The sequence below is a fragment of the Paracoccus homiensis genome (genome assembly GCF_900111675.1).
Lineage (GTDB): Bacteria > Pseudomonadota > Alphaproteobacteria > Rhodobacterales > Rhodobacteraceae > Paracoccus > Paracoccus homiensis.
In genome coordinates this window covers 38,652-63,232 of record NZ_FOHO01000007.1, presented here as the reverse complement: position 1 = coordinate 63,232, position 24,581 = coordinate 38,652, and the positions used below count along the sequence as shown (strand labels likewise).

The window sequence follows — 24,581 nt, the reverse complement described above, 5'->3', positions numbered from 1 at the left end:
GCTTAGCCTTTCACCTCGATACCGATCGACCGGGCCGAGCCGAGGATGATCTTCATTGCCTGATCGATGTCATTGGCGGAAAGATCCTGCATCTTGGCTTCGGCAATCTCACGAACCTGCTTGACCGTCACGGTACCAGCAGTTGCGCGACCGGGCTTTTCCGAACCCTTCGTGCGGTTCCGCTTGCCGACCGGCTTCAGACCGGCAGCTTTTTTCAGCAGGAACGACGCCGGGGGCGTCTTCGTCACGAAAGTGAACGATTTGTCGGCATAGTAGGTGATCACGACCGGAACGGGGGCACCCTGTTCCATTTCCTGCGTCTTGGCGTTGAACGCTTTGCAGAATTCCATGATGTTGATGCCGCGCTGACCCAGTGCGGGGCCAACGGGGGGCGACGGGTTTGCCTGACCCGCCTTGATCTGCAGCTTCAGCTGCCCGACGACTTTCTTGGCCATAGGGCCTTCTCCTTCATCATCACGCCCCGCCCGTGATTGGGCTGCAGGGCCGACTTAGCGGTTCGGTCCAAACGACCTCCCGCGACCAATCACGCGGTCTTGGCGACCTGCGTGAATTCCAGTTCGACCGGCGTGGGCCGGCCAAAGATCGACACGGTGACCTTGATGCGGGCCGCCGCCTCGTCAACTTCTTCAACCATGCCCGAAAAGCCCTCGAACGGCCCGTCGGTCACGTTGACCTTCTCACCCACGTCAAAGCGGATCAGGTTGCGCGGAGCAACCTCGTCCCCTTCGCCGGTACGGTGAAGGATGGTGTTCACTTCCTCGTCGCGCATCGGCATCGGCTTGCCCTGCGCGCCCAGGAACCCGGTGACCCGATTGGTCGAGTTCACCAGGTGATAGGTCCGATCCGACATGTCCATGTGGACCAGAACATAGCCCGGCATGAAACGACGCTCGGACGTGACCTTCTTGCCGCGGCGGATCTCGATGACCTCTTCGGTCGGGACCAGCACCTCGTCGATTTCGTCCTCTAGCCCCTTCTCGGCGACCGCCTGGCGAATCGCTTCGGCGACCTTCTTCTCGAAGTTCGACAGGACGCTGACCGAATACCAACGTTTTGCCATGTCTCGATCGACCCCTGCTCGTCTGGAAGGGAATCGCACCAGCAAAGGTGCTAACCCATTGAATTCAGATTGAACCGACAAAATCGAAATCGGCGCGCATGCGCTTTCGATGCACGCCGTCTGCCGGATAGTCCGCGCCAATTACCGTCGCGGACCGCGAAATGCAAGCCCCGATCAGCCCGCGATCGCCTGCAGACCCTCGGTGATGCCAAAGCGGATCACCAGATCGACAAGGAAAAAGAACACGCTGGTCAGCGCGGCCATGATGAACACCATGATCGTGGTGGTCATCACTTCACGGCGGGTCGGCCACGTGATCTTTGCGGCCTCGGCACGCACCTGATTGATGAACTGAACGGGATTGGCCACGGACGGCTCCTTCGCGATTGCAGCGTTCATCTAACCAAGCGGGGGCCGGCTTTCAACCCTGCGCCGCATCGCCATCGCCGGGGCGCAGGAAATCGACCTTCGGCAGGGCGGCGATCCGGTCGCAATCCCGATCATAGGTCGCGGCGCTGCGGTCATGGACCGCGTCATCCAGAAGGCGCAGCCGCTGATCCGGCCTGCGTTGCGGATGCTGCCGCAGGGCCATCTCGGCCTGACGTCTGCGATCATCCTGCGAGGCGCCCTGCCCCGCCTTTTCCAGATGCCGATAGGCCGCAGCCGACAGACCGACCCGCAACGGCGGCGGGTTCGGCACCAATGCGGCCAGTTCCGCCCCAAGCATCCGGGTCAGCAGCCGGTCCCGGACGCGGGCGGTATCCTCGAAGCGCCAGATGGTCAGCCGCCCCTGCCCCATGACCGACAAAAGCCGCATGACCAGCGGCTGCCATTGCGCGGTGCCGACATCGAAATCGCCCAGATAATCCTGCAAGCTCCCCGCACCGCCCTGGCGGGTCAGTTCGCCGTGCACCGAGGTCACGAAGCTGGCCGGCGCGCGCAGCGCCAGAAACAGATCCACATCCCGCGTGCCCAGCAGGTCCAGCAGATTGCCCAGCCGCATCTGCGCATCGCGATAGAAGGACCCGTCGTCGGCCAGCATACGTTCCCGCCCAAGGCCGCCCAAAATCAGCTCATCCGACAAGGTCAGCGCCGCATGTTCATCGCGCAGGCTGCGCAACAGATCGCGCGCCAGCGTGGCGCGTTTCGGCGTCGCCTGAGGCCTGTTCAGCAGCGCGCGCAAATCCAGCGGCGCGTCGCGCAGGCTGTCGGGGCCCAGAAAGATGCGGTCGGCATCCAGCAGGTCTTGTTCGATACGGCGGACGGAATGCTGCAGATGCGTGGTCGCGGTCTTGTGGACACCAAGATGAATGGAAAGTGTCATGGTGCGGCGACCGTTCATTCAGACTGACGTTCCCGAAGGAACGGGCCTGGCAGGGGCAGAGGGACTCGAACCCACGACCCTCGGTTTTGGAGACCGATGCTCTACCAACTGAGCTATACCCCTGCAGCCCGGCCCTCATATGGCTTGCGCCGCATGGCGTCAAGCGGTCAATCCGCCACTTCGCGCGCCAGCCCGCAGTTTCCGCGGGCAAAGGCCGGAAACCCCGGCGACCCGGCGATCGTCGCGGATCTCAGCCCATGCGCTCGGACGCGTATTCGTTCGGGCTGGCGGGAAACACGATGGTCTTGTCGCCGCTGACAAAGACGCGGCGATGGATATGGGCATGGATCGCGCGGGCCAGCACCTGGCTTTCGACATCGCGGCCAAGGCTGACATAGTCCGAAGCGCTCTGCGCATGGGTGACGCGCACGATGTCCTGTTCGATGATCGGGCCTTCGTCCAGATCGGCGGTGACATAGTGGCTGGTCGCGCCGATCAGTTTCACGCCACGTTCATAGGCCTGCTTATAGGGGTTCGCGCCCTTGAAGCTGGGCAGGAACGAGTGGTGGATATTGATGATCCGGCCCGACATCTTCTGACACATCTCATCGGAGAGAACCTGCATATAGCGTGCAAGCACGACCAGATCGGCCCCCGTGTCGCGCAGAATACGCATCTGTTCGGCCTCGGCCTCGACCTTGTTGTCCCGTGTCACCTTGATGCAGTGAAACGGGATGTCGTGGTTCACCACCACCTTCTGGTAATCCATGTGATTGCTGATCACCGCCACGATCTTGATGGGCAGCGCCCCGATCCGCGACCGGTACAGAAGGTCGTTCAGGCAATGCCCGAACCGGCTGACCATGATCACCACCTTCATCTTCTCGCAGGGATCGTGGAAGGCATGGTCGATCGACATGCCCTCGGTCGCCGCGCGAAATTCCTGATCCAGCTGATCGCGCGTCTTGCCCTGCTCCGACACGAAGCTGAGCCGCATGAAGAAGCGGTCATTGTCGAGATCCGTGAATTGGGAACTGTCATGAATGTTGCAGCCCGCCGTCGCAAGAAACGAAGATATCGTCGCCACGATGCCCGTCCGCACGGGGCAGGATACTGTCAGGATCAGATGGGGCATGGGCACGGTCCTTGTCGCCTGCGCTTTCGGGAAAACCCACCGGCCAGGGGGACGGCAGGGCATGGCGGTCATGACCGCCCTAGGCCACCACCCCTATCGCGAAGCCCCCGCGCCCGCTTGAACATTTGCGACGCGGGACCAGCAGCTTTGCGTCAGCCCCCGGCCTGCCGCAGCGCCTGTGGCGTCTGCCCATAGCGGCGGCGGAACATCCGCCCAAGATGCGACGAATCGCAGAAGCCGCATTCCAGCGCGATCTGCGAGATCGACCGCTCGCCACTGGTCACAAGGTGATGGGCCAGCGACAGCCGCATGTCCAGGAACGCCGCCTGCGGCGAGGTGCCAAGCGCGGCCTGAAAGTGGCGTTCCAACTGACGCTTGCTGTGGCCGATGCGGCGCGCGATCTCGGTCACGGTAAAGGGCTGTTCGATATTCTGCTGCATCATCAGCAGCGCCCGCAGCACCATCGGGTCGCGGGTTTTGAAGTTCATCGTGATGCCCGGCTGCGGTTTGTCGGCCTGCAACGGCTCGTCGATAATCATGATATGCAGGCTTTTGCTGGCCTGCGCGCGGCCGACATGCTTGTCGACCAGATAGGCCGCCAGATGGGCCGAGCTGGCACCGCCCGAACAGGTCAGGCGGTCGCGATCCACGACGAAGATCTGATCGGCGACCGGGTCCAGCCCCTCGAACTGTTCCAGAAATTCGGGGTGGTGAAACCAGCTGACGCAACAACGATAGCCGCGCAGCAACCCTGCCCGATGCAACAGGAACGCCCCGCCACAGACCCCGACCAGCGGCACGCCCTGCGCGGCGGCGTCATGCAGGAACCGGTGATAGGCGGGGGGCAGCGTGGCTTCGTCCTCGATCAGCCCGCCGATCACGACGATATAGTCGAACCGCGCCGGACTGCCCAGGCGCTCTTTCGGATGAACACTGATCCCGCAGCTTGAGGTCACCGGCTCCATATTCTCGGAAAGGACCGTCCAGTTACACAGGATCGGGCGGCTGCGATCCCCTTCATCCGCCGCCAGCCGCAGCACATCGACGAAATTGGCAAAGGCACACAGGGTAAAGCGCCGCGCCAGAATAAAGCCCACCGAAAGGCGCGGCTGGTCCGGCAGACGACGCGAACCGCGCGATGCCGGGATCCGGGGTGATGCGGGAAGGGACACGATCGTCATCGGCGGCAGGCAACCCCAGATATGCGTCTGCCCCCTGTGGTAGCCCCGATGCGGCGATGGCGCAATTTTTCTGTCGCCATGCCCCGCATCACCTTGCCGCGGTTACCGACCGGACGACTGATCGCCGTCGGGACGGGCGCTGCGGATCTCGCCCGGTGTCATGCCACGCTCGGCCTTCAGGGACCGCGCCAGATGCGGCGCATCGCAAAACCCGCAGGCCAGCGCGATTTCGGTCACCGTCTGATCGGTGCGATGCAGCCGCGCCGTCGCGCGATCCAGCCGGATTTCCAGATAGATGCGGCGCGGCGACTGGCCCAGATCGGCCTGAAACCGGCGCTCCAGCGTCCGCCTTGCCGTACCCAGTGCCTCGGCAAGGTCGTCGATACCCAGCGGCACCTCGATATTCTGCTGCATCTTCAGCACCGCGCGTTTGACGATCTGGTCGCGTGCCTGACGCGCCAGCATCTGCCCCGGCTGGGCGCGCTGGCCGCCCAGCGCATCTTCGATCATCATGATATTCATGCTTTTCGCCGCAGCCGATTGGCCGACATGGCGCTGCACCAGAAAGGCCGCCAGATGCGACGCCCCATGCCCGCCCGAGCAGGTCAGCCGATCGCGATCTACCACGAAGATCTGGTCCGATACCGGCGTTTCATTGTCGAACCGGTCGATGAAATCCTGATGGTGAAACCAGCTGACGCAGCAGCGATAGCCTTGCAGCAGGCCCGCCGCCTGCAGGGTAAAGACGCCGGTACACAGCCCCACGATCGGGATACCCCGCGCCGCCGTGTCGCGCATGAACGCAATCGCCTGATCGCCAAACATCGCGCGGTCGCTGATCAACCCGCCCACGACGGCAAGATAATCGAACCCGCCCGCGCGGCGCAGCGGCAGATCGGGCTGCACCCGAACCCCGCAACTGGACCGCACCGCATCCATCCGGTCCGACAGTACCGTCCAGTCGCACAGGATCGGGCGCGACTTGTCGGCGTCATCCGCAGCCAGCCGCAGCACGTCCACGAAATTCGCAAAGGCCGACAAGGTAAACTGATCCGCCAGAAGAAAGGCGACACGCAGGCGTTTCTGGGCGGTGGCGGCAGGCATGGTCATGACGCGATCCTACATGATGGCTGGCGCAATTCTACAAACAGCGCAGGTCATGAAACCGTAATGTGACGGCCAGCTTCCAGGAAGAGGGCCAACCCCATGCAACGTTTCTCTGCCATGTCCCTGCTAAAGAACGCGCTGACGGGTCACAAGAACTGGCGCGAACAATGGCCCGACAGCCAGCCCAAGGCCGAATATGACGTGGTGATCGTCGGCGCGGGCGGGCACGGGCTGGGCGCGGCCTATTACCTGGCCAAGGAACATGGCATCACCAATGTCGCGGTCATCGACAAGGGCTGGCTGGGCGGTGGCAATACCGGGCGGAACACGACGATCATCCGGTCGAACTATCTCTATGACGAAAGCGCGCGGCTTTACGATCACGCGCTGGATCTGTGGGAAAACCTGTCGCAGGATCTGAATTACAACGTCATGTATTCCAAGCGCGGCGTGATGATGCTGGCGCACAACGTCCATGACGTGCAGTCGTTTCAGCGCCATATCCACGCCAACCGCCTGAACGGCGTCGACAATCGCTGGCTGACAAAGGAAGAGGCCAAGGCCTTCTGCCCGCCATTGAATATCAGCCCCGATGCCCGCTATCCGGTGATGGGCGCGGCCTTGCAGATGCGGGCCGGAACCGCGCGGCACGACGCCGTGGCCTGGGGCTATGCCCGCGCGGCGGCGGCGCGGGGCGTCGATATCATCCAGAACTGCCCGGTCATCGCGATCCGGCGCGGCGCGGATGGCGCGGTCGAAGGGGTCGATACCGCCAAGGGCTTTATCAGGGCAAAGAAGGTCGCCGTATCGGCAGCGGGCAATACCAGCGTCGTCATGGACAGCGCGGGTGTACGGATGCCGCTTGAAAGCTATCCGTTGCAGGCGCTGGTCAGCGAACCGGTCAAGCCGATCTTTCCCTGCGTGGTCATGTCGAACACCGTCCACGCCTATATCAGTCAGTCCGACAAGGGCGAATTGGTGATCGGGTCGGGGACCGACCAGTATACCAGCTATAGCCAGCGGGGCGGCCTGCCGCTGATCGAACACACCGTCGCCGCGATCTGCGAGGTGTTTCCGATCTTCAACCGCATGCGGATGCTGCGGAAATGGGGCGGCATCGTCGATGTCACCCCCGATCGCAGCGCCATTCTGGGCAAGACCCCGGTCAAGGGGCTGTATGTCAATTGCGGCTGGGGCACGGGCGGGTTCAAGGCCACGCCGGGCGCGGCCCATACCCTGGCCTGGACCGTCGCCAGGGACGAGCCCCACCCGATCAACGCCCCCTTCACCCTTGAACGCTTTACCACCGGCCGACTGATCGACGAAGCCGCCGCCGCCGCCGTCGCGCATTGAGGAGCCAGACCCATGTTGCTGATCCATTGCCCCTACTGCGATGAAACCCTGCCGGAAGTGGAATTCGCCTATGCGGGCGAAGCCCATATCGCACGCCCCGCCGACCCCTCGGCCCTGACGGATGAAGAATGGCGCGACTACCTGTTCATCCGCACCAATGCGCGCGGGCCGCATTACGAACGCTGGCGGCATGTCCATGGCTGCGGCCGCTTTTTCAACGCGCTGCGCGACACGGTCACCGACCGCTTTGTCACAACCTACAGGATCGACGAACCGCGTCCGGTCCTCACCCCCCTGGAGGCCGCGGAATGAGCCGCTATCGTATCCCCGGCATGGGTCGCGTCGATCCTGCCGCCCCGGTCAGCTTTACCTTCGATGGCCGCCGCTATACCGGCCTGCGCGGCGATACCGTCGCATCGGCCCTGCTGGCAAATGGCGTGCACTTGATGGGGCGATCTTTCAAATACCACCGCCCCCGCGGCCCGATCAGCGCCGGGTCCGAGGAACCGAATGCCCTGATCGGCACCTCGCGCGGGCCGGGCCGGTTCGAACCCAACACCCGCGCCACCGTGCAAGAACTGCGCCAAGGGCTGGTCACCGAAAGCCAGAACAAATGGCCGCGCCTGTCCTTTGACATCGGGGCCGTGAACGATCGCGCCTATATGCTGTTTTCGGCCGGTTTCTACTACAAGACCTTCATGTGGCCGCGCAGCTTCTGGGACAAGGTCTACGAACCCTTCATCCGTGCCGCCGCAGGTCTGGGCAAATCGCCGACCGAAGCCGACCCCGACACCTATGCCTCGCGCTATCTGCATACCGATGTGCTGGTGGTCGGCGGTGGTGCGGCGGGCATTGCGGCGGCGCTGGCCGCGGCGCAGTCGGGCGCCAAGGTCACGCTGGTCGACGAAAACCCCGAAATGGGCGGCGCGCTTTTGTCCGATCCCTCGGTGCGGATCGACGGGCGCGGATCCTGGGCCTGGCTGGCCGATCAGCTGTCGCAGCTGCGGGCGGCGGGCGTGACGCTGATGACACGCACGACCGCCATCGGCTATTATCACCAGAACATGGTCGGCCTTGTCGAACGCCTGACGGACCATCTGGACCAGCCGCCGCAGGACGCCCCGCGCGAACGGATGTGGCGGGTCCGCGCACGGCAGGTGATCCTTGCGCAGGGCGCGCTGGAAAAGCCGCTGGTCTTTGACGGCAACGATCGCCCCGGTGTGATGCTGGCGGGTGCGGCGCAGACCTATCTGAACCGCTATGGCGTGAAGGTGGGCGACAATGCTGCCGTCGTCACCTGCCATGACAGCGCCTATTACGCCGCCTTCGATCTGGTCGATGCGGGCGGGCGCGTCGCGGTCATCGTCGATACCCGCGATCAGGTTCGGCCCGACCTGGCCGACGCCGCCCGCAGCCGGGACATCCAGTTGTTGACGGGCCACACCGTCACCGCGACGGGCGGTCGCCTGCGCATCAGCTCCATCCGCGTGAACCCTGTCCGCAACGGACGCGTCGGCAGCGGGCGCAGGATCTCCTGCGATGCGCTGCTGGTGTCGGGTGGCTGGACGCCGTCGCTGCACCTGTTCTCGCACACCAAGGGGTCGCTGACCTGGGATGCCGACAGCCAGACCTTCCTGCCCCGGCACAAGACCGAAGCCTGCCAGATCGCCGGTGCGGGTCGCGGCCTTTGGGGCTATGCCGAGGTGCTGGCGGATGGTGTCACCGCCGGAATGGCCGCCATCACCGAAATCGGTCGCAGCGCGGTCGCCACCTCTGCGCGGGTCGAAGGCGATCGGCCCGGCACCGGCAGCAGCCAGAAAGAACTGCCCACCGACCGCAGCGCGGGCAAGGCCAGGGCTTTCGTCGACTACCAGAATGATGTGACGGCAAAGGATATCCGTCTGGCCGTGCGCGAGGGCATGCGCTCGATCGAGCATGTCAAACGTTACACGACGAACGGCATGGCCACCGATCAGGGCAAGATGTCGAATATCAATGGCCTGATGATCGCCGCCGACGCGCTTGGCAAGGAACCCCCGCAGGTCGGGCTGACGACCTTCCGCCCGCCCTATACGCCGACCAGCTTCGGGGCCTTCGCGGGCTATCACCGGGGCGCCACCTTCGAACTGACGCGAAAGACCCCGATCGACCCCTGGGCCGAGGCACATGGCGCGGTGTTCGAGCCTGTCTCGCTGTGGCGCAGGGCCTGGTATTTCCCCCGGCCGGGCGAGGACATGCATCAGGCCGTGGCCCGCGAATGCCGCGCGACCCGCGCATCGGTGGGGATCTTCGACGCCTCGACCCTTGGCAAAATCGAGGTCGCCGGCCCCGACGCGGTCGAGTTCATGAACCGCATGTATACCAACCCCTGGACCAAACTTCCGCCGGGCCGGTGCCGCTATGGCCTGCTGCTGGGCGAGGATGGTTTCATCCGCGACGACGGTGTGATCGGCCGAATGTCACCCGATCTGTTCCACGTGACCACCACCACCGGGGGCGCCGCGCGGGTTCTGAACATGATGGAGGATTATCTTCAGACCGAATGGCCCGATCTGAATGTCTGGCTGACCTCGACAACGGAACAATGGGCCACCATCGCCCTGAACGGCCCCAATGCCCGCAAGGTGCTGGAACCGCTGGTCGAAGGGCTGGACCTTTCGGACGCCGCCTTTCCGCATATGTCGGTTGCCGAATGCAGCGTCGCGGGACTGCCCGCCCGGCTGTTCCGCCTGTCCTTCACCGGTGAACTTGGTTTTGAAATCAACGTCCCCGCGCGTCACGGCCTGACGCTGTGGAACGCCTTGATGGAAAGCGGCAAGGCCTATGACATCTGCCCCTATGGCACCGAAACCATGCATGTGCTGCGGGCCGAAAAGGGCTATATCATCGTGGGTCAGGATACTGACGGCACCGTCACGCCGCAGGATGCGGGGCTTGGCTGGGCCATCGGCAAGGCCAAGGCGGATTTCGTGGGCAAACGCTCGCTGTCACGGCCCGATATCGTCGATCCCAACCGCAAGCAGCTGGTCGGCCTGCTGACCGAGGATGGCAGCAGACTGGAAGAAGGCGCCCAGATCGTGCTGGATCCGAACCAGGACGTGCCGATGAAGATGGCCGGACACGTGACCTCGTCCTACGCATCGGACGCGCTTGGCCGCCCGATCGCGATGGCGGTCATCACCGGCGGCCATGGCCGCATGGGCGAAACCGTGCATATCCCCATGCCGCAGGGCACGATCCGGGCGCAGATCACTTCGACCAATTTCTATGACCCTGACGGCGAACGGCTGAAAGCCTGAGGAGCGCGCCATGACCACGCATGACCATGATTTCACCGCCGCCCCGTTCCTGATCGAGGAACGGCCCTGGTCCCCGCGCCTTTCGCTGCGTGTGCGCCCCCAGCACCGCGAAACGCTGGCCCGATCCCTCGGGCTGGACCTGCCGTCCCGCATCGGCCACCGCAGCGTGACCGACAAGACCGAGTTGTTGTGCCTTGGTCCAGATGAATGGCTGATCCTTGTGCCCGCGCAGGGACGCGATGACCTGATGGCGGCAAGCGCCGAGGCCTATGCGGCCACGCCCCATAGCCTGTGCGAGATCAGCGACCGCGACATCACCCTGCGCCTGTCGGGGCCGCAGGCCCTGACCGCGCTGGCGGCTGGCTGCCCGCGCGATCTGGGATCGCTGCCCATCGGGAACGCTGCGCGGACCGTTTTCGACAGCGCCACCGTGATCCTGTGGCGCGACGGACAAGACAGCTTTCGCATGGATGTCTGGCGCAGCTTCCTGCCCCATGTCCGCGCGATTCTGCACAAGGTCAAGGCCGAGCTGTCATCAGGCCTTTAGACCTGCACCGCCGGGGCGCGTCAGCCCCGGCCTGCGACAATCAGCCAAGCCGGGTGCCGCCACAACAGGGCGGCAAACGGCACTTTATTCCGCCGCGTCCAGATCCAGAAAACCACCGGACTGGCGGCTCCACAGCCGCGAATAAAGCCCGCCTTGTGCAAGCAACTCGGCATGGGTGCCCTGTTCGACAATTCGTCCCAGATCCATCACGATCAAACGGTCCATCGCGGCGATCGTCGACAGGCGATGGGCAATCGCGATGACGGTCTTTCCCTGCATCAGCAGGCTCAGACGCGACTGGATCGCGGCTTCGACCTCGCTGTCCAGCGCACTGGTCGCCTCATCAAGAACAAGGATCGGCGCATCCTTCAGCGCAACCCGCGCAATCGCGATCCGTTGCCGCTGACCACCCGACAGCTTGACCCCCCGCTCGCCCACATGGGCATCAAGACCGCGCCGCCCATAGCTGTCCGACAGCCCCGGCACAAAGCCATGCGCCTCGGCCATTTCAAGCGCATCGGCAATCTGTTCCTCGGTCGCATCGGGCCGACCATAGGCGATATTGTCCCGCACCGAACGGTGCAGCAGGGAACTGTCCTGCGTCACCACCCCGATTGCGGCGCGCAGGCTGTCCTGCGTCACGCGGCTGACATCCTGCCCGTCGATGGTGATCTGCCCATGTTCAATATCGTGGAAACGCAGCAGAAGGTTGATCAGGGTCGACTTGCCCGCCCCCGAACGACCAACAAGGCCAACCCTTTCCCCTGCCCTGATCTGCAAGGTCAGATCGTCCAGAACGGCCAAGGGCTTTGCCCCCGCGACCCCGCCATATCGAAATGTCACATGGTCAAAGCTGACGGCGCCGGGACCGCTCTGCAATGGCGTGGCATCAGGCGCGTCGATCACCTGACGCGGCAGTGACAGACTGGCGATCCCGTCCCGCACCGTGCCGATATTTTCAAACAGGGACGCGAACTCCCACATGATCCAATGTGCCATATTGTTCAGGCGCAGGGCCAGGGGCACGGCGATCGCGACCGCACCGACCGCGACATGACCGGCCGACCAAAGCCACAGACCGACCCCGGTCACCGACGCGACCAACAGCACATTGATCAGGTTCAGCGTGATATCCTGGATCGAGCTTAACCGCATCTGCCGGTATACCGTTTGCAAGAACCCGTCCATGCCGTCGCGCATCCACTGCTCTTCCCGGGTCGAATGCGAGAACAGCTTGACCGTCGCGATATTGGTATAGCTGTCAACGACGCGCCCGGTCATGGCCGAACGCGCATCGGCCTGATCCTGAGCAACCTTGCCCAGGCGCGGCACGATCTGCCACAGCATCACGCCATAGGCCGCGGCCCATGCGGCGAACGGCAGGGCCAGACGCCAATCCTGCGACGCCGCCAGGGCCAGCGCACCGACGAAATAGATCAGGACATAGCTGCCCACATCCATGATCTTCATCGCCACCTCGCGCACGGCAAGCGCGGTCTGCATCAGGCGTTGCGCGATGCGCCCGGCGAACTCGTCCTGGAAATAGCCGATGGATTGGCGCAGCAGATAGCGATGTGCCTGCCATCTGATCCGCTGGGGAAAGTTCCCCATCAGCGACTGGTGCAGGATCAACGAGCTGACCAGGTTCAGCAAGGGCAGACCGATCAGCAGCAGCACGGCCATCATCGCCAGACGCCGGCCTTCCTGTGACCAGAACAGCTCTCGCGGGGTGTCGGAAAGGCGATCAACCAATTCGCCCAGCCAGCCAAACAGCATCACCTCGATCACCGCGATCAGGCCCGAACCCAGCGCCAGCAGGATCAGCCATGGCAGCGCGCCATGGCTGTAATGCAGCACAAAGCGCAGCAAAGTCCTTGGCGGCATCGCGGGCGCATCGTCGGGGTATGGGGCAATGCGCCGCTCGAACCAGGCGAACATGTGGGACCTCGGGGCAACGGGATAGGGCAGAGTGTGATCCGTCTATAGGCCACTCTGCCCGATCTTCGAAGGCCCATTCGACGCCGCCCCAGATCGGCCGTTGGCGCCACACATGCACTACTCGATGATCAGTTCGGCGTGCAGCGCACCTGCCGCATGGATGGATTTCAGGATGTCGATCATGTCGCGCGGCCCGACGCCAAGGGCATTCAGCCCCTCGATCAGATCGCTCAGCGAGGTTTCATCGGCGATCTCGGCAAAACCGATGCCGGGCTCTTCCCGGACCTCGGCAAAGGTCCGCGGCACGGTCACGGTTTCACCTTCGGCAAACGGGTTGGGCTGTGACACGACCGGCGCCTCGCTGACACGCAGGGTCAGATTGCCCTGCGACACCGCAACACGCGAGATGCGGACGCGTTCGCCCATGACGATCGTTCCGGCCTTGTGGTCGATGACCACCTTCGCGCGATCCTCGGGCTGCACGGTCAAATTCTCGATCCGGCCCAGCACCCGCGCAGGGTTCACCTCGCCCAGATCCTGAAATTCGACGACCACGGTGCCGCTGTCCTGCGTGACGGCAAGCTGTCGGTTGAAGTCGCGGTTGATGGCATCCTCGATCCTGGTCGCGGTCGTGAAATCGGGCGTGCGCAGGGCAATGCGGATGTTCTGGATCTGCGAAAAGTCGAAATCGACCTCGCGTTCGACCCGCGCGCCTGACGGGATGGCGCCGCCGGTGGGCACGCCTTCGACAACACGCGCGGCCTCGCCTTCGACCGCAACGCCGCCCGCGATGATCGAGCCCTGGGCGACCGCATAGATATTTCCGTCCGCCGCCTTCATCGGGGTCATCACCAGGGTTCCGCCAAGAAGGCTGGACGCATCGCCAATGGTCGAGACGCCGACATCGATACGGCTACCCGACCTTGCGAAAGCAGGCAGCACGCCGGTCACCACCACGGCGGCAACATTCTTCGACCGCAACGCATCATCTGTGACATTCACGCCCAGACGCTCCAGCAGGCCAGCCAGCATTTCTTCGGTGAAGGGGGCGTTGCGGAAACTGTCGCCCGTGCCGTCAAGACCCACGACCAGACCATAGCCGACAAGATCGTTGCCACGCACCCCGTCGAAATCGGCCATGTCCTTGATCCGAACCGGCGCGGCGGCAACGCTGCCGGCAATGCACAGCGACAGCAGCAGGACAAGCCAGCGCCTCACCGCAGATACTCCACCAGCTTCAGGTTCGAAAGGCGGGCGGTGATGGCGTAGATCTGTTCCAGCTGGCTTTCGGTTTCCTTCAGCGCCAGCGAAGTTTCGTAAGGATCCGCGCTGCGAATTTCGTTCCGGGCGATCGTCAGGACCGAACTGCTGGCCGCCGTTTCGGTCTGACCGTTCTCGATGCTTTGCTGCGCCTGCGCGACGCTGGAGACCTCGGACAGAAGCCGCGTTTCATTGTTCAGCAGGGTTTCCGCACCACGGGACATCAGCTGTAGCTGCTGATCATATTGACCGGCCAGAATACCCTTGGAAACAAGCGCGCCCATCGCCATCCCCTTCAACGCATCGCGAACACCCTGCGATGCGGCGTCCGTGGAAACAGAGACCTGACGATTTTCGCCCACGGTGATCTGACGCTCGGCACCGACGGTGCCGTGATAGGCATTGTCCAGAAATCCGCCGCCGCCCACAGGCGCGTCGAACCAATCGCTGACTGCCTGTGCGACATCCGCCGCGGTTGTCAGGCCTGCGGTCAGCGTCACCAAGCTGGCCAGCATCGCTTCGCTGCTGTCCAGCGGCGCCTGTTGCGTGTTCAGGCCCGAAAACAGGAACTGACCCGCGACCTCCCCATTCAGACGACTGACCGTCGTCGCAAAACTGTCGCCAATCTCGGCCGAACGGGTGGCCAGCAGGTCGGGGGTCGGGGACACAGGTTCGGTCAGCAAAGCCACCGCAAGCGCCGAAGTATCGCTGTGCAGCTTTCCCAGAACATCCTGCAGCCCCGTTGTATATGCCGCGATCTCGGCGCCGTTCTGCCGCATCTGCGCAAGTGTCGTCAGCCGCGTTTCGATCTGGTTGATCGCCTTGGTATTGCCGCCCAGACGTTGTCCCAGATCGGCGACCTCGCCACTGGACAATTCCTTGGTCAGCACATCCAGCTGATTTTTCACGCGGGTGGTCGCGGTTTTCATCGCGAAGGCACGCGCCTGATCTCCGATCGAGTGTAGTGCCATGTTCACAACCTCAGAATCTGATCCATCATTTCTTCGATCGCCTGAATGACGCGCGCATTCGCGGCATAGGCCTGTTCGTATTCCAGAAGCTTTTGCATCTCGGCATCGCTATCGACGCCATCGGCCATGAACCGCCCCGAGATCGTCTCGTACCGGCTGTTGCGGATGGCGCTGTCTGCCTCGACCGAGACACGGCGGGTCGAAGTCAGCGATTCAAGCCCTGCGATCCGCTGCGCCAGGGTAGCGTTTCCCAACAGGACCCCGGTCGCGGGCGCAGCCTGCGCCTTGTCCAGCGCCGCAGTCAGACGGTTCAGCTGCGCAGTATCGCCCGCTGGTCCGGCGGTGGCGGCCCCGGTGCCACTGCGGATACGCCACAGATCGCCACCTTGGGTCGGATCCAGCGCCGCATTGACCGACAGCCGGCCCGCCAGGCCGACCACCGTGGACAAATCCGCGCGGCTGCCGCCATCCGTAAAGAACCCCGCGCCGCCCGCCCCGATGGTCGGATCCGCAGCCGCGCTTGCAAGGCGGTCGTGCAGATCCAGTGCCAGCGTATCAAGTTCTTGTTGCAGCTGGGGCGCAAGCTCATCACGCACCGAAAAATGCCCTTGCAACGAGCCGCCTGCAAACAGCCGCATCTGGCTGGCCGACAGTTCCGCGCCGTTGACGACAAGACGGCTCATCAAGGAATTGTCCGGCGTCTGTCCGGCCGCGATCTGCGGCATTTCGGCAAAGCCGAACTGTGCCGGGGTGCTGCCGTCCAACAGCGTCGCGCCTTCGGTCGTGAACAGCGCGACCTTGCCATGTTCCCGTGCGATTTCCTGCACGGGGACAATCGTGCTGATCTGGTCGATCACGGCCTGCCTTTCATCGACCAGAGAAGACGGATCGTTCCCCTCGGCGGTGATGATCGAGATGCGCTTGTTCAGATAGGCCACCCGCTCCAGCCCCGTGTTCAGGGCTGCGACATCGCGGGCAATGGCATGATCGGCCTCGCCGCGCATGGCCTGAACGGCATCGGATGCCGCATTCAATCGTGACGCCAGCCCCTGCGCCGAGGACAGGACATTCGCCAGACGCAGTTCGTCATCCGGACGCGCCCCGGCTTCAAGCAACGCGGATTGAAATCCCGACAGCGCCGAACCCAGGCCGCCGGCCTCGCCCGGCAGACCGATCAGGTCCTCGGCTGCGTTCAGAAACTGCAGCCGGGTCGCGGCTTCGGCCTGCGCGGAACCGGCGGCACGCATTTCTGCCATCAGACCGGCATTCACGACCCGCGTAATGCCGTCGATCCGCACGCCGCCGCCAGCCCCGCCCATGGTCTGGGCACTGACGGCCATTTCGCGCCGCGCATATCCCGGCGTCATGATATTCGCCAGGTTCGAGGCGACCGTTTCTGTCCCGCGCGCTGTCGCCGTCAGCCCCGAAACGGCATTCGATAACGCCTTCGCGATGCTCATATCCGTTGTCCTCTTGCTTCGGGCTTAGCGCTTGATATTGGTGGTTTCCTGCAACATCTCATCGACCGTCTGGATGATCTTGGCGTTCGAGGAATAGGCCCGCTGGGTCTGGATCAGATGGGTCAGTTCCTCGGCCACATCGGTCGTCGATGCCTCGCGCGCGTAGCCCTGCACCGCGCCGGTCGGTCCATCGCCCGCATCCCACAGGAAGAAATTGCCCGAGGTGGGCGAGATCTTGAATGCCTGCCCGTCGACCGACATCAGGCCATTGGGGTTCGGCACATCTACCAAAGGCACCTGATACAGCGTCTTGATGAAGCCGGTGTCATAGGTTGCGTTGATATAGCCGTTCTCATCGATTTCGACCGCCGTCAGATTGCCGACAGGCGATCCGTTCTTGGTGATGTTGGTCGGTGCGAAGCTGGCGGAAAGCTGGCGCAGGCCCGTGGTGCCGCCGGGCACGCCGATGAACAGGTCCATCGGTCCACCCGCGACATTCAACGCCAGATTTCCGGTCGTCGCATTATAGCCAAGCGGCGGATTGACCGACAGGATGCTGCCCCCACTCGCCATCGATGAATCGAATTCGATCTGATAGGTACCGATCAGGTTCGCGGCCGGATCGGACGCGGAATCGCGAATTTCCAGCGTCCAGGTATGCGACATGCCCGTCGGATCAGAGGTATCGGGGATAAAGGTGATATCCAGCGATTCCGAGGTTCCGAGATTGCCGAAATATTCGACCTTCAGGGTCAGGGGGTCGCCGGATGCCGTCGGTTCGGTTTCCGTCGCAGGCAGGTTCACACCCAGATTGACGCGGGTCGTCGGGTCGCCTGCGGTCTGGTTCGCGGCAATCTGCACCGGTTCCAGCGTCCCCATCGTATCGCGCGGCATCGTGGGGACGCTGCCATCCGCCTGCGCGGGCCAGCCCAGCAGAACCAGCCCGGATTCGGTCCGCAGGATGCCGTCCGAATCGGTGCGGAACGACCCCGTCCGGGTCATCATCATCGGCAGCGTTTCAAACCCGTTATCCAGATCAACGGCCGAGGTCACAGGCAGCATACCCCGACCCGAAATCGCGATATCCATCGGATGCGAGGTCGGCACCAGGGCGCCATCCTCTTCGATCACGCGATGGGTCGAGGCGCGGACACCGCCCGCCGAATACAGCCCCGCCTGCCGGTTCTGGTTCAGCACGAAACTGTCGAACTCGGTCTCCATGCGCTTGTAGCCATAGGTACCCGAATTCGCGATGTTGTCAGAGATCGTGGCAAGCCGGGTAGAGTTCGCGGCCAGACCAGAGACACCGGCGCTCATCGCGGAAGACATCGACATAGAAGCGAACCTTTCTGAATGAATTCTTGGTCCGATCCTTGCCTGCGACAGCTTAAGATTCGCCTAATGGCGGCCCCGGCTCCAATGCTATCTCAGTAAAATCACTTCTATCCGGTTGTTCGCGGCATCCATCGGATTGCCCGACCGGTTCTTGCGATCGGCATAGCCGCTGACCCGCTGAACGCGCTGGTCCGGCAGACCACCGCGTTCCAGAAGGTTGCGGACCGTATGGGCACGCGCATCCGACAAGGCCCAGACCGGCGAGGATTTCAGGATCTCGGGGAAAGAACGCACATGACCCGATATGGCAAGATCATTGCGCGTATGGGCCAGCACACGTGCCACGATTGCGGTCAGTTCCTTCAGGGCCGGATGTGGTTGGGCGGTGTCATCCACGAAAAGCGGCGCGTCGGTCAGATCGCCCAATTCGATCACCAGCCCCTCATCCGTCATGCGGGTCACGACATGGCGCAGGATATTGGTCATCTGCATCGATTCGGCGCCCGTTCCGGTCAGCTGCGACTGGATCTGCCGGGCGATATCGTCGAACTCGGCCGCGCGTTGCGCGTCGGTCAGGTCCTGCCGGACCGCGTGACGCACACCGGCCTCGACCCCGTCCCCCGACGCGCCGGGTTGCTGGACCACGGTGGGATTGAAATAGTCGGCCAGCCCGGAACGCTGCTTTTCAGTGGTCGCGTTCAGCAGCCACATCAGCAGAAAGAATGCCATCATCGCGGTCACGAAATCCGCATAGGCAACCTTCCAGGCCCCGCCGTGATGACCGTGTTCGCCGCCACCCGTGCTGCGCTTGATGATAATGGTCGACCCCTGAGGGCCATTTCCCGCAGCCATGATGTCCCCCGCGATTCCAATGTGACCCTGAATGTCGCGGCACCGCGGAAATGAAACAAGTTAACGCATCAAATGCGCCCTATTCAGTCATAACTGCGGCGATCCTCGATCACCTTGCCATCATTGGGCAGGCTGCCGGGCGGCACGATCTGGACGCGCCCCTTCATCTTCAATGTATCGGCGACGCTGGCGGCATAGGCATCGCCACTGTCGGCGGGGGATTCCAACTGCACCGTCAGCACGTCCATCTCGCCCTCGCGGTCGGCGATCACGCGGGCGCGGGCGATTTCGGGATGGCGCGATACCAAGGCGGCGACCTGTTCGGGGCGCACGAACATGCCCTTGATCTTGGTCGTCTGATCGGCGCGGCCCATCCAGCCCTTGATACGCATGTTCGTGCGCCCGCAAGGGCTGTCGCCCGACAGCACCGCCGACAGATCGCCCGTCGCAAAGCGGATCAGCGGATAATCAGGGTTCAGCGTGGTGACCAGAACCTCGCCCACCTCACCATCGGGAACCGGATCGCCGGTGCCGGGGCGCACGATCTCGACGATCACCCCCTCATCGACGATCATCCCGTCCACCGCATCGGTCTCATAGGCGATATTGCCCAGATCCGCGGTGGCATAGCATTGCCGGGTCACGATCCCGCGGTCGGCATAGGCCTGACGCAGCGACGGAAACAGTGCACCGCCGCCGACCACGGCCTTGGTCAGGGACAAGGATTCGCCCATCTCATCGGCGCGATCCAAGATCACCTTCAGGAAATCGGGCGTCCCCGCATAGCAGGTGGTGCCGATATCGACCGCGGCGCGCACCTGCAGCTCGGTCTGGCCGGTCCCGGCAGGCAGCACCGCCGCATCGACCGCCCGCGCCCCGCTTTCAAACATCATCCCCGCCGGTGTCAGATGATAGCCAAAGCAGTTCTGGACGATATCGCCCCGCCCCACCCCCGAGGCATGCAGAAACCGCCCCAGCCGCCACCAGTCCTGATCGCGACGACCCGGTTCATAGATCGGGCCGGGGCTTTGAAAGATATGATCGAATTCCGACGCTCGGCGCGTGGCATAGCCGCCGAAAGGCGGTGACTTCTTTTGCGCCTCGGACAGTTCGGCCTTGCGGATCACCGGCAGCCGCGCCAACGCGACCCGGTCGCGGACCTGATCGGGCTCGACCTCGCGCAGCAACCGCGCCAAGGCCGGGGCCATGCGCGCCCGCTGCAACGCAGCCGGCAGATCGGATGCAAGAGCCTTGGCCCGTGCCTCGTGGTCACGGGTTTCCAGTTCGTCGAAATAGGTCATGACGCGTTCCTCAGGCCAGCCAGCGCTTGCGCCGGCGATAGCTGCGCACATCGCGGAAGGATTTGCGGCCTTCGTCGGACATGCCCAGATAGAATTCCTTCACATCGGGGTTCTCGCGCAGCGCAGCGGCGGGACCATCCATCACCACACGGCCATTTTCCAGGATATAGCCGTAGTGGGCATAGCGCAGCGCGACATTGGTGTTCTGTTCCGCCAACAGGAAGGTCACGCCCTCGCCTTCGTTGACCGCCTTGACGATCTCGAAGATCTGCTCGACCAGCTGCGGGGCAAGCCCCATCGAGGGTTCGTCCAGCAGGATCGTTTCCGGCCGCGACATCAGCGCACGGCCCATCGCCACCATCTGCTGTTCCCCACCCGAGGTATAGCCTGCCTGCGACTTGCGGCGTTCGCGCAGCCGCGGGAAATAATCATAGACCATTTCCAGATCGCGCTTGATCGCCGCCTGCCCGTCGCTGCGGGTATAGGCGCCGGTCAGCAGGTTTTCCTCGACGGTCAGATGCTCGAAACAATGGCGGCCTTCCATCACCTGAATGACGCCCCGCTTGACCAGGGCGGCGGGGTTCAGATCGGCCACACGGCTGCCGCGATAGGTGATGCTGCCCTTGGTAACCTCGCCGCGTTCGCTGGCCAGAAGGTTGGAAATGGCCTTCAGGGTCGTGGTCTTGCCGGCACCATTGCCGCCCAGCAGCGCGGTGATGCCGCCCTTGGGGACCGACAGGCTGACGCCCTTCAGGACAAGGATCACGTGATTATAGATCACCTCGATATTGTTGACTTCCAGCAGCGTCTCGCGGGACTCGGCGTCGAACATGGCGGATCTCCGGTTCATGGGTGCCACCGGCGACGGATGCCGCCGGTGGCCGGGTCTCAGCAATCGCGCGGCGTGATGCCGGATTCAGCGGCATAGGCTTCGCTGTCCTGCTGGATCAGCGGCGCGATGATTTCCTGATCGGGCTCGGTGAACTCGGTGATCAGGTTCCACTGCTTGGCGCTGGCGTCCCATTGCTGCAGACGGGCCATGCCGCTGCCGCCGTGGTTGTCGCAGCTCATCTTGATTTCGGGGCCAAAGTCCGGCAGCCCGATTTCCGCCAGACGTTCCGGCGTGATTTCAAGCTGTTCGAAACCCTCACGCAGCTGTTCGGGGCTGATTGCCGAGGTGCCGGCGACTTCCTGTGCCTTGCGGATCGCTTCGGAAATCACGACCGCCGCATACATGCCGCGCGAATACAGCACCGAACCGACATGCTCGCCCCCTTGCGAGGCCTTGCCGGTCTCGATCAGGTGGGTCTTGATGTCGTCATAGACCGGATAGTCCATGCCCACACCGTTGAAGGTCAGCGCCTTGTAACCATTCGCCTTTTCACCCACCGGCAGAACATCGACCTCCGAACCGGACCACCAGATGCCGATGAAATTCTCCATCGGGAAGCGGATATTGGCGGCCTCCTGGATGGCGGCCTGGTTCATCACGCCCCAGCCATACATGATGACGTAATCGGGCTTGTCGCGGCGGATCTGCAGCCATTGCGACTTCTGTTCCTGGCCCGGTGCATCGACCGGGATCTGGCTCAGTTCGAAACCATGCTTTTCGGCCAGGCCTTCCAGCGTGCGGATCGGCTCCTTGCCATAGGCGCTGTTGTGAAAAACCAGCGCGACCTTCTTGCCCGACAGATCTCCGCCATTTTCGTCCAGCAGATACTTGATCGCGACCGACGCCCCGTCCCAATAGTTCGCGGGCGCGTTGAAAACCCATTCGAACACCTTGCCATTCTTGGCCGAGGTGCGGCCATAGCCCGGCGTATACAGCACCTTCTTGTCGACGCTGACCTTCGGGATCAGCTGATAGGTGATGCCGGTCGACAGCGGGTTATAGACCAGCGCGCCACTGTCCTTGGTGGATTCGTAACATTCGACCCCCTTTTCGGTATTATAGGCGGTTTCGCATTCCGGCACCTGGATCATCTCGCCGCCGATGCCACCGTCGCGTTCGTTCAGCAGCGCGAAATAGTCGTTGAAGCCATCGGCATATTGGGTGCCGTTCGCGCCGTAAGGCCCGGTGCGATAGCTGAGATTGGGCACGACCAGATCGGCCATCGCGGGGGCCGCAGCCATCATCCCGGCTGCGACAAGGGCAGTTAGCTTGGTCTTCATTCGGGTCTCCTCCCCAAGGTTCAAATGCGCCGGTTGCCCGGTCTTTTTCAGCTTCAGTGCGGGAACGGCCACAGCCGCAGCTTTTCCTTCGTCAGCGCCCAAAGGCGTGCCAGCCCATGCGGCTCGACGATCAGGAAGATAACGATCAGCGCCCCGACGATCATCAGTTCGATATGCGCCGCCAGATCGGTCGGCCAGCCAAGCGAACCAACCAGCACATTCTTCAGCAACACCGGCAACATCACCATGAAGGCCGCCCCGGCAAAGGCGCCAAAGATGCTGCCCAGCCCACCGATGATGATCATGAACAGCACCAGAAAGCTCTTGTTGATGCCGAAGGCCTCACCGACTTCGGCGGCGCCCAGATAAACCGCGAACAGCAGGGCCCCGGCGACGCCGATGAAGAAACTGCTGACGGCAAAGGCGGACAGTTTCGCGGTCAAAGGGTTCACGCCGATGATCTCGGCCGCGATGTCCATATCGCGAATGGCCATCCATTTCCGACCCAGCGTCCCGCGCGTCAGATTGCGCGCAACCCAGGCCAGTGCCACCACAAAGCACAGGCAGATCAGATATTTCGCCGTCGCACTGGTCGCGGGCCCGGTCACCGCCCAACCCAGCACCGTACGTTCAGGCGCGTTGATCTGGCCCGAGGCGGAATAGTTGTAGAACCACGGCACCTTGTTGAACAGCCAGACCAGAAAGAACTGTGCCGCCAGTGTGGCGACCGCCAAATAGAACCCCTTGATCCGCAGGCTGGGAAGGCCGAACAGCATTCCGACAATGGCCGTCACGCCCCCCGCCAGCAGGATGTGGATCACGATGCTGACATCGGGAAAAGCGGTCATCAGCTTGTAGACGGCATAGGCCCCAACCGCCATGAACCCCCCCGTCCCCAGACTGACCTGACCCGCATAACCGGTCAGAATATTCAGTCCCAGGGCCGCGACCGCATAGATCAGGAAGGGTACAAAGACCGCGCTGGCCCAATAGTCGTTGATGATGAAGGGAATGATCCCGAACGCCACCGCCAGCACGATATAATATCCCCAGCGGTCCAGACGGATCGGAAAGGTCTGTCCGTCGTCGCGGTAGCTTGTCTTGAAATCCCCTGCCTCACGATACAGCATCGCGGCGCTCCTTTTCAGCGTTTCGCACCGGGGGCTTCGCGCCCCCGCACCCCCGCGGGGTATTTTCCCAAAGAAGAAGCGCGCTGGGGCCAGAATTCTTCTTTGTCCAAATACCCCTGCCGGAGGCATCATAGGTTCCCATCGTCACACCCGTTCGATGATGCGCTCGCCGAACAGGCCTTGGGGCCGGAAGACGAGGAACAGAAGGGCGAGCACATAGGCAAACCAGTTCTCCGTCGCGCCGCCGACCATCGGCCCGATCAGGAATTCGAACAGTTTTTCACCCACCCCGATGATCAGTCCGCCGATGATGGCGCCGGGGATCGACGTGAAACCGCCCAGCATCAGAACCGGCAGCGCCTTCAGTGCGATCAGCGACAGACTGAACTGCACGCCCGACTTGGTGCCCCACATGATCCCCGCGACCAAGGCGACGAAGCCCGCGATCGACCAGACCATGACCCAGATGAAACGCAGGCTGATGCCCACCGACAATGCGGCCTGGTGATCGTCGGCCACGGCGCGCATGGCTCGGCCTTGTTTCGTGTATTGCGAGAAGGCGACGAGGGCGGCGACCAGAAGGGCGGCGATGATCGTGGCCCAGATATCCAGTCGGTCGATGAAGAAGCCATAGCCGAACCATTCGCCGGTGACAGCCTCGATGCCGTCCGAGATGCCCTGCGGAAGGCCGACATCCAATGTCTTGATATCCGCGCCCCACATCACATCGCCCAGTCCTTCAAGGAAATAGGCAAGGCCGATCGTTGCCATGAACAGGATGATCGGCTCCTGCCCGACCAGATGTTGCAGCACCAGCTTTTCGATCAGGAAGGCCAAAAGCACCATCACGCCGGCGGTCAGCAGGATCGCAAGCAGCGCAGGCACCGTCCAGCCGAAGCTGCTGATATGGGTGCCCAGCATCGCGTTGATCAGATGGGCGAACGGCACCTGCCCCTGCTGAATCCCGACCAGGGTCAACGCGGCGAACAGCGCCAGCACGCCCTGCGCGTAGTTGAAGACACCCGAGGCCTTGAAGATCAGAACGAAGCCAAGCGCGACAAGCGCATACATCACCCCGGTCATCAGACCGTTCAGAAACACCTCGGCGGCGAAGACAAGTTGATCCATCACGCCA

22 protein-coding genes and 1 tRNA gene are annotated in these 24,581 nt (G+C 63.1%); 4 read left to right on the top strand and 19 right to left on the bottom strand.

The window, feature by feature from the left end; all coding sequences use genetic code 11:
• Nucleotides 1–2 precede the first annotated feature (2 nt).
• The 8 genes from rplK to BMX67_RS11040 form a co-directional block, all read right to left on the bottom strand.
• Nucleotides 3–455, bottom strand: a complete 453-nt coding sequence (rplK, locus tag BMX67_RS11075; RefSeq protein WP_090734903.1) for a 50S ribosomal protein L11 — start codon at nt 453–455, stop codon at nt 3–5.
• 89 nt (nt 456–544) lie between these two features.
• Nucleotides 545–1,081: a transcription termination/antitermination protein NusG gene (gene nusG / locus BMX67_RS11070; protein WP_090734901.1), complete on the bottom strand. Its 537-nt coding sequence runs from the start codon at nt 1,079–1,081 to the stop codon at nt 545–547.
• Nucleotides 1,082–1,255: 174 nt separating this feature from the next.
• Entirely contained in the window at nt 1,256–1,480 is a 225-nt protein-coding gene (secE, locus tag BMX67_RS11065) for a preprotein translocase subunit SecE (protein ID WP_090734899.1), read from the bottom strand.
• A 22-nt stretch (nt 1,481–1,502) separates the two neighbouring features.
• Nucleotides 1,503–2,405 (bottom strand): hypothetical protein, encoded by a 903-nt coding sequence (locus tag BMX67_RS11060; protein WP_090734897.1) that lies wholly within the window; start codon nt 2,403–2,405, stop codon nt 1,503–1,505.
• Nucleotides 2,406–2,452: 47 nt separating this feature from the next.
• Nucleotides 2,453–2,528, bottom strand: a tRNA-Trp gene (locus BMX67_RS11055).
• Between the two features lie 127 nt (nt 2,529–2,655).
• Nucleotides 2,656–3,540 carry a formyltetrahydrofolate deformylase gene (gene purU / locus BMX67_RS11050; RefSeq protein WP_090734895.1) on the bottom strand — a complete coding sequence of 295 codons (885 nt, stop codon included), beginning with the start codon at nt 3,538–3,540 and terminating at the stop codon, nt 2,656–2,658.
• Between the two features lie 152 nt (nt 3,541–3,692).
• Nucleotides 3,693–4,712 (bottom strand): GlxA family transcriptional regulator, encoded by a 1,020-nt coding sequence (locus BMX67_RS11045; protein WP_425438978.1) that lies wholly within the window; start codon nt 4,710–4,712, stop codon nt 3,693–3,695.
• 111 nt (nt 4,713–4,823) lie between these two features.
• The gene (locus BMX67_RS11040) at nt 4,824–5,831 is read right to left on the bottom strand and encodes a GlxA family transcriptional regulator (protein ID WP_217645838.1); all 1,008 of its coding nucleotides are present in this window, start codon (nt 5,829–5,831) and stop codon (nt 4,824–4,826) included.
• A 96-nt stretch (nt 5,832–5,927) separates the two neighbouring features.
• Between BMX67_RS11040 and BMX67_RS11035 the strand changes: the two genes are divergently transcribed.
• Genes BMX67_RS11035 through BMX67_RS11020 form a run of 4 tightly spaced genes read left to right on the top strand, consistent with a single transcriptional unit; the run spans nt 5,928 to nt 11,027 of the window.
• Nucleotides 5,928–7,181 (top strand): sarcosine oxidase subunit beta family protein, encoded by a 1,254-nt coding sequence (locus BMX67_RS11035; protein ID WP_090734891.1) that lies wholly within the window; start codon nt 5,928–5,930, stop codon nt 7,179–7,181.
• Between the two features lie 12 nt (nt 7,182–7,193).
• On the top strand, nt 7,194–7,493 hold the full coding sequence (locus tag BMX67_RS11030) for a sarcosine oxidase subunit delta (RefSeq protein WP_090734889.1): 300 nt from the start codon (nt 7,194–7,196) through the stop codon (nt 7,491–7,493).
• Nucleotides 7,490–10,480 carry a sarcosine oxidase subunit alpha gene (locus tag BMX67_RS11025; protein WP_090734887.1) on the top strand — a complete coding sequence of 997 codons (2,991 nt, stop codon included), beginning with the start codon at nt 7,490–7,492 and terminating at the stop codon, nt 10,478–10,480. Before BMX67_RS11030 ends, BMX67_RS11025 begins: the two co-directional genes overlap by 4 nt.
• 10 nt (nt 10,481–10,490) lie before the next feature.
• Nucleotides 10,491–11,027: a sarcosine oxidase subunit gamma gene (locus BMX67_RS11020; RefSeq protein WP_090734885.1), complete on the top strand. Its 537-nt coding sequence runs from the start codon at nt 10,491–10,493 to the stop codon at nt 11,025–11,027.
• Nucleotides 11,028–11,111: 84 nt separating this feature from the next.
• Here the strand turns inward: BMX67_RS11020 and BMX67_RS11015 are convergent, their stop codons facing one another.
• The 11 genes from BMX67_RS11015 to BMX67_RS10965 form a co-directional block, all read right to left on the bottom strand.
• Entirely contained in the window at nt 11,112–12,965 is a 1,854-nt protein-coding gene (locus tag BMX67_RS11015; protein WP_090734883.1) for an ABC transporter ATP-binding protein, read from the bottom strand.
• Between the two features lie 117 nt (nt 12,966–13,082).
• Entirely contained in the window at nt 13,083–14,183 is a 1,101-nt protein-coding gene (locus BMX67_RS11010) for a flagellar basal body P-ring protein FlgI (RefSeq protein ID WP_090734881.1), read from the bottom strand.
• Nucleotides 14,180–15,196, bottom strand: coding sequence for a hypothetical protein (locus BMX67_RS11005; RefSeq protein WP_090734880.1), 1,017 nt, complete (start codon nt 15,194–15,196; stop codon nt 14,180–14,182). Before BMX67_RS11005 ends, BMX67_RS11010 begins: the two co-directional genes overlap by 4 nt.
• A gap of 2 nt (nt 15,197–15,198) precedes the next feature.
• A complete protein-coding gene (gene flgK / locus BMX67_RS11000; RefSeq protein ID WP_090734878.1) occupies nt 15,199–16,656 on the bottom strand; it encodes a flagellar hook-associated protein FlgK in 1,458 nt (485 codons plus the stop codon).
• A 24-nt stretch (nt 16,657–16,680) separates the two neighbouring features.
• The gene (locus tag BMX67_RS10995; protein WP_090734876.1) at nt 16,681–17,991 is read right to left on the bottom strand and encodes a flagellar hook protein FlgE; all 1,311 of its coding nucleotides are present in this window, start codon (nt 17,989–17,991) and stop codon (nt 16,681–16,683) included.
• Nucleotides 17,992–18,078: 87 nt separating this feature from the next.
• A complete protein-coding gene (locus BMX67_RS10990) occupies nt 18,079–18,843 on the bottom strand; it encodes an OmpA/MotB family protein (protein ID WP_090734874.1) in 765 nt (254 codons plus the stop codon).
• Nucleotides 18,844–18,926: 83 nt separating this feature from the next.
• Nucleotides 18,927–20,144 (bottom strand): phenylacetate--CoA ligase family protein, encoded by a 1,218-nt coding sequence (locus BMX67_RS10985; protein WP_090734872.1) that lies wholly within the window; start codon nt 20,142–20,144, stop codon nt 18,927–18,929.
• Between the two features lie 10 nt (nt 20,145–20,154).
• Complete coding sequence (locus BMX67_RS10980) at nt 20,155–20,976, bottom strand: ABC transporter ATP-binding protein (protein WP_090734870.1); 822 nt, start codon at nt 20,974–20,976, stop codon at nt 20,155–20,157.
• Nucleotides 20,977–21,032: 56 nt separating this feature from the next.
• Nucleotides 21,033–22,316 carry an ABC transporter substrate-binding protein gene (locus tag BMX67_RS10975; RefSeq protein ID WP_090735070.1) on the bottom strand — a complete coding sequence of 428 codons (1,284 nt, stop codon included), beginning with the start codon at nt 22,314–22,316 and terminating at the stop codon, nt 21,033–21,035.
• A 53-nt stretch (nt 22,317–22,369) separates the two neighbouring features.
• A complete protein-coding gene (locus tag BMX67_RS10970) occupies nt 22,370–23,446 on the bottom strand; it encodes a branched-chain amino acid ABC transporter permease (RefSeq protein WP_090734868.1) in 1,077 nt (358 codons plus the stop codon).
• Between the two features lie 144 nt (nt 23,447–23,590).
• On the bottom strand, nt 23,591–24,577 hold the full coding sequence (locus tag BMX67_RS10965; protein WP_175479879.1) for a branched-chain amino acid ABC transporter permease: 987 nt from the start codon (nt 24,575–24,577) through the stop codon (nt 23,591–23,593).
• Nucleotides 24,578–24,581 lie beyond the last annotated feature (4 nt).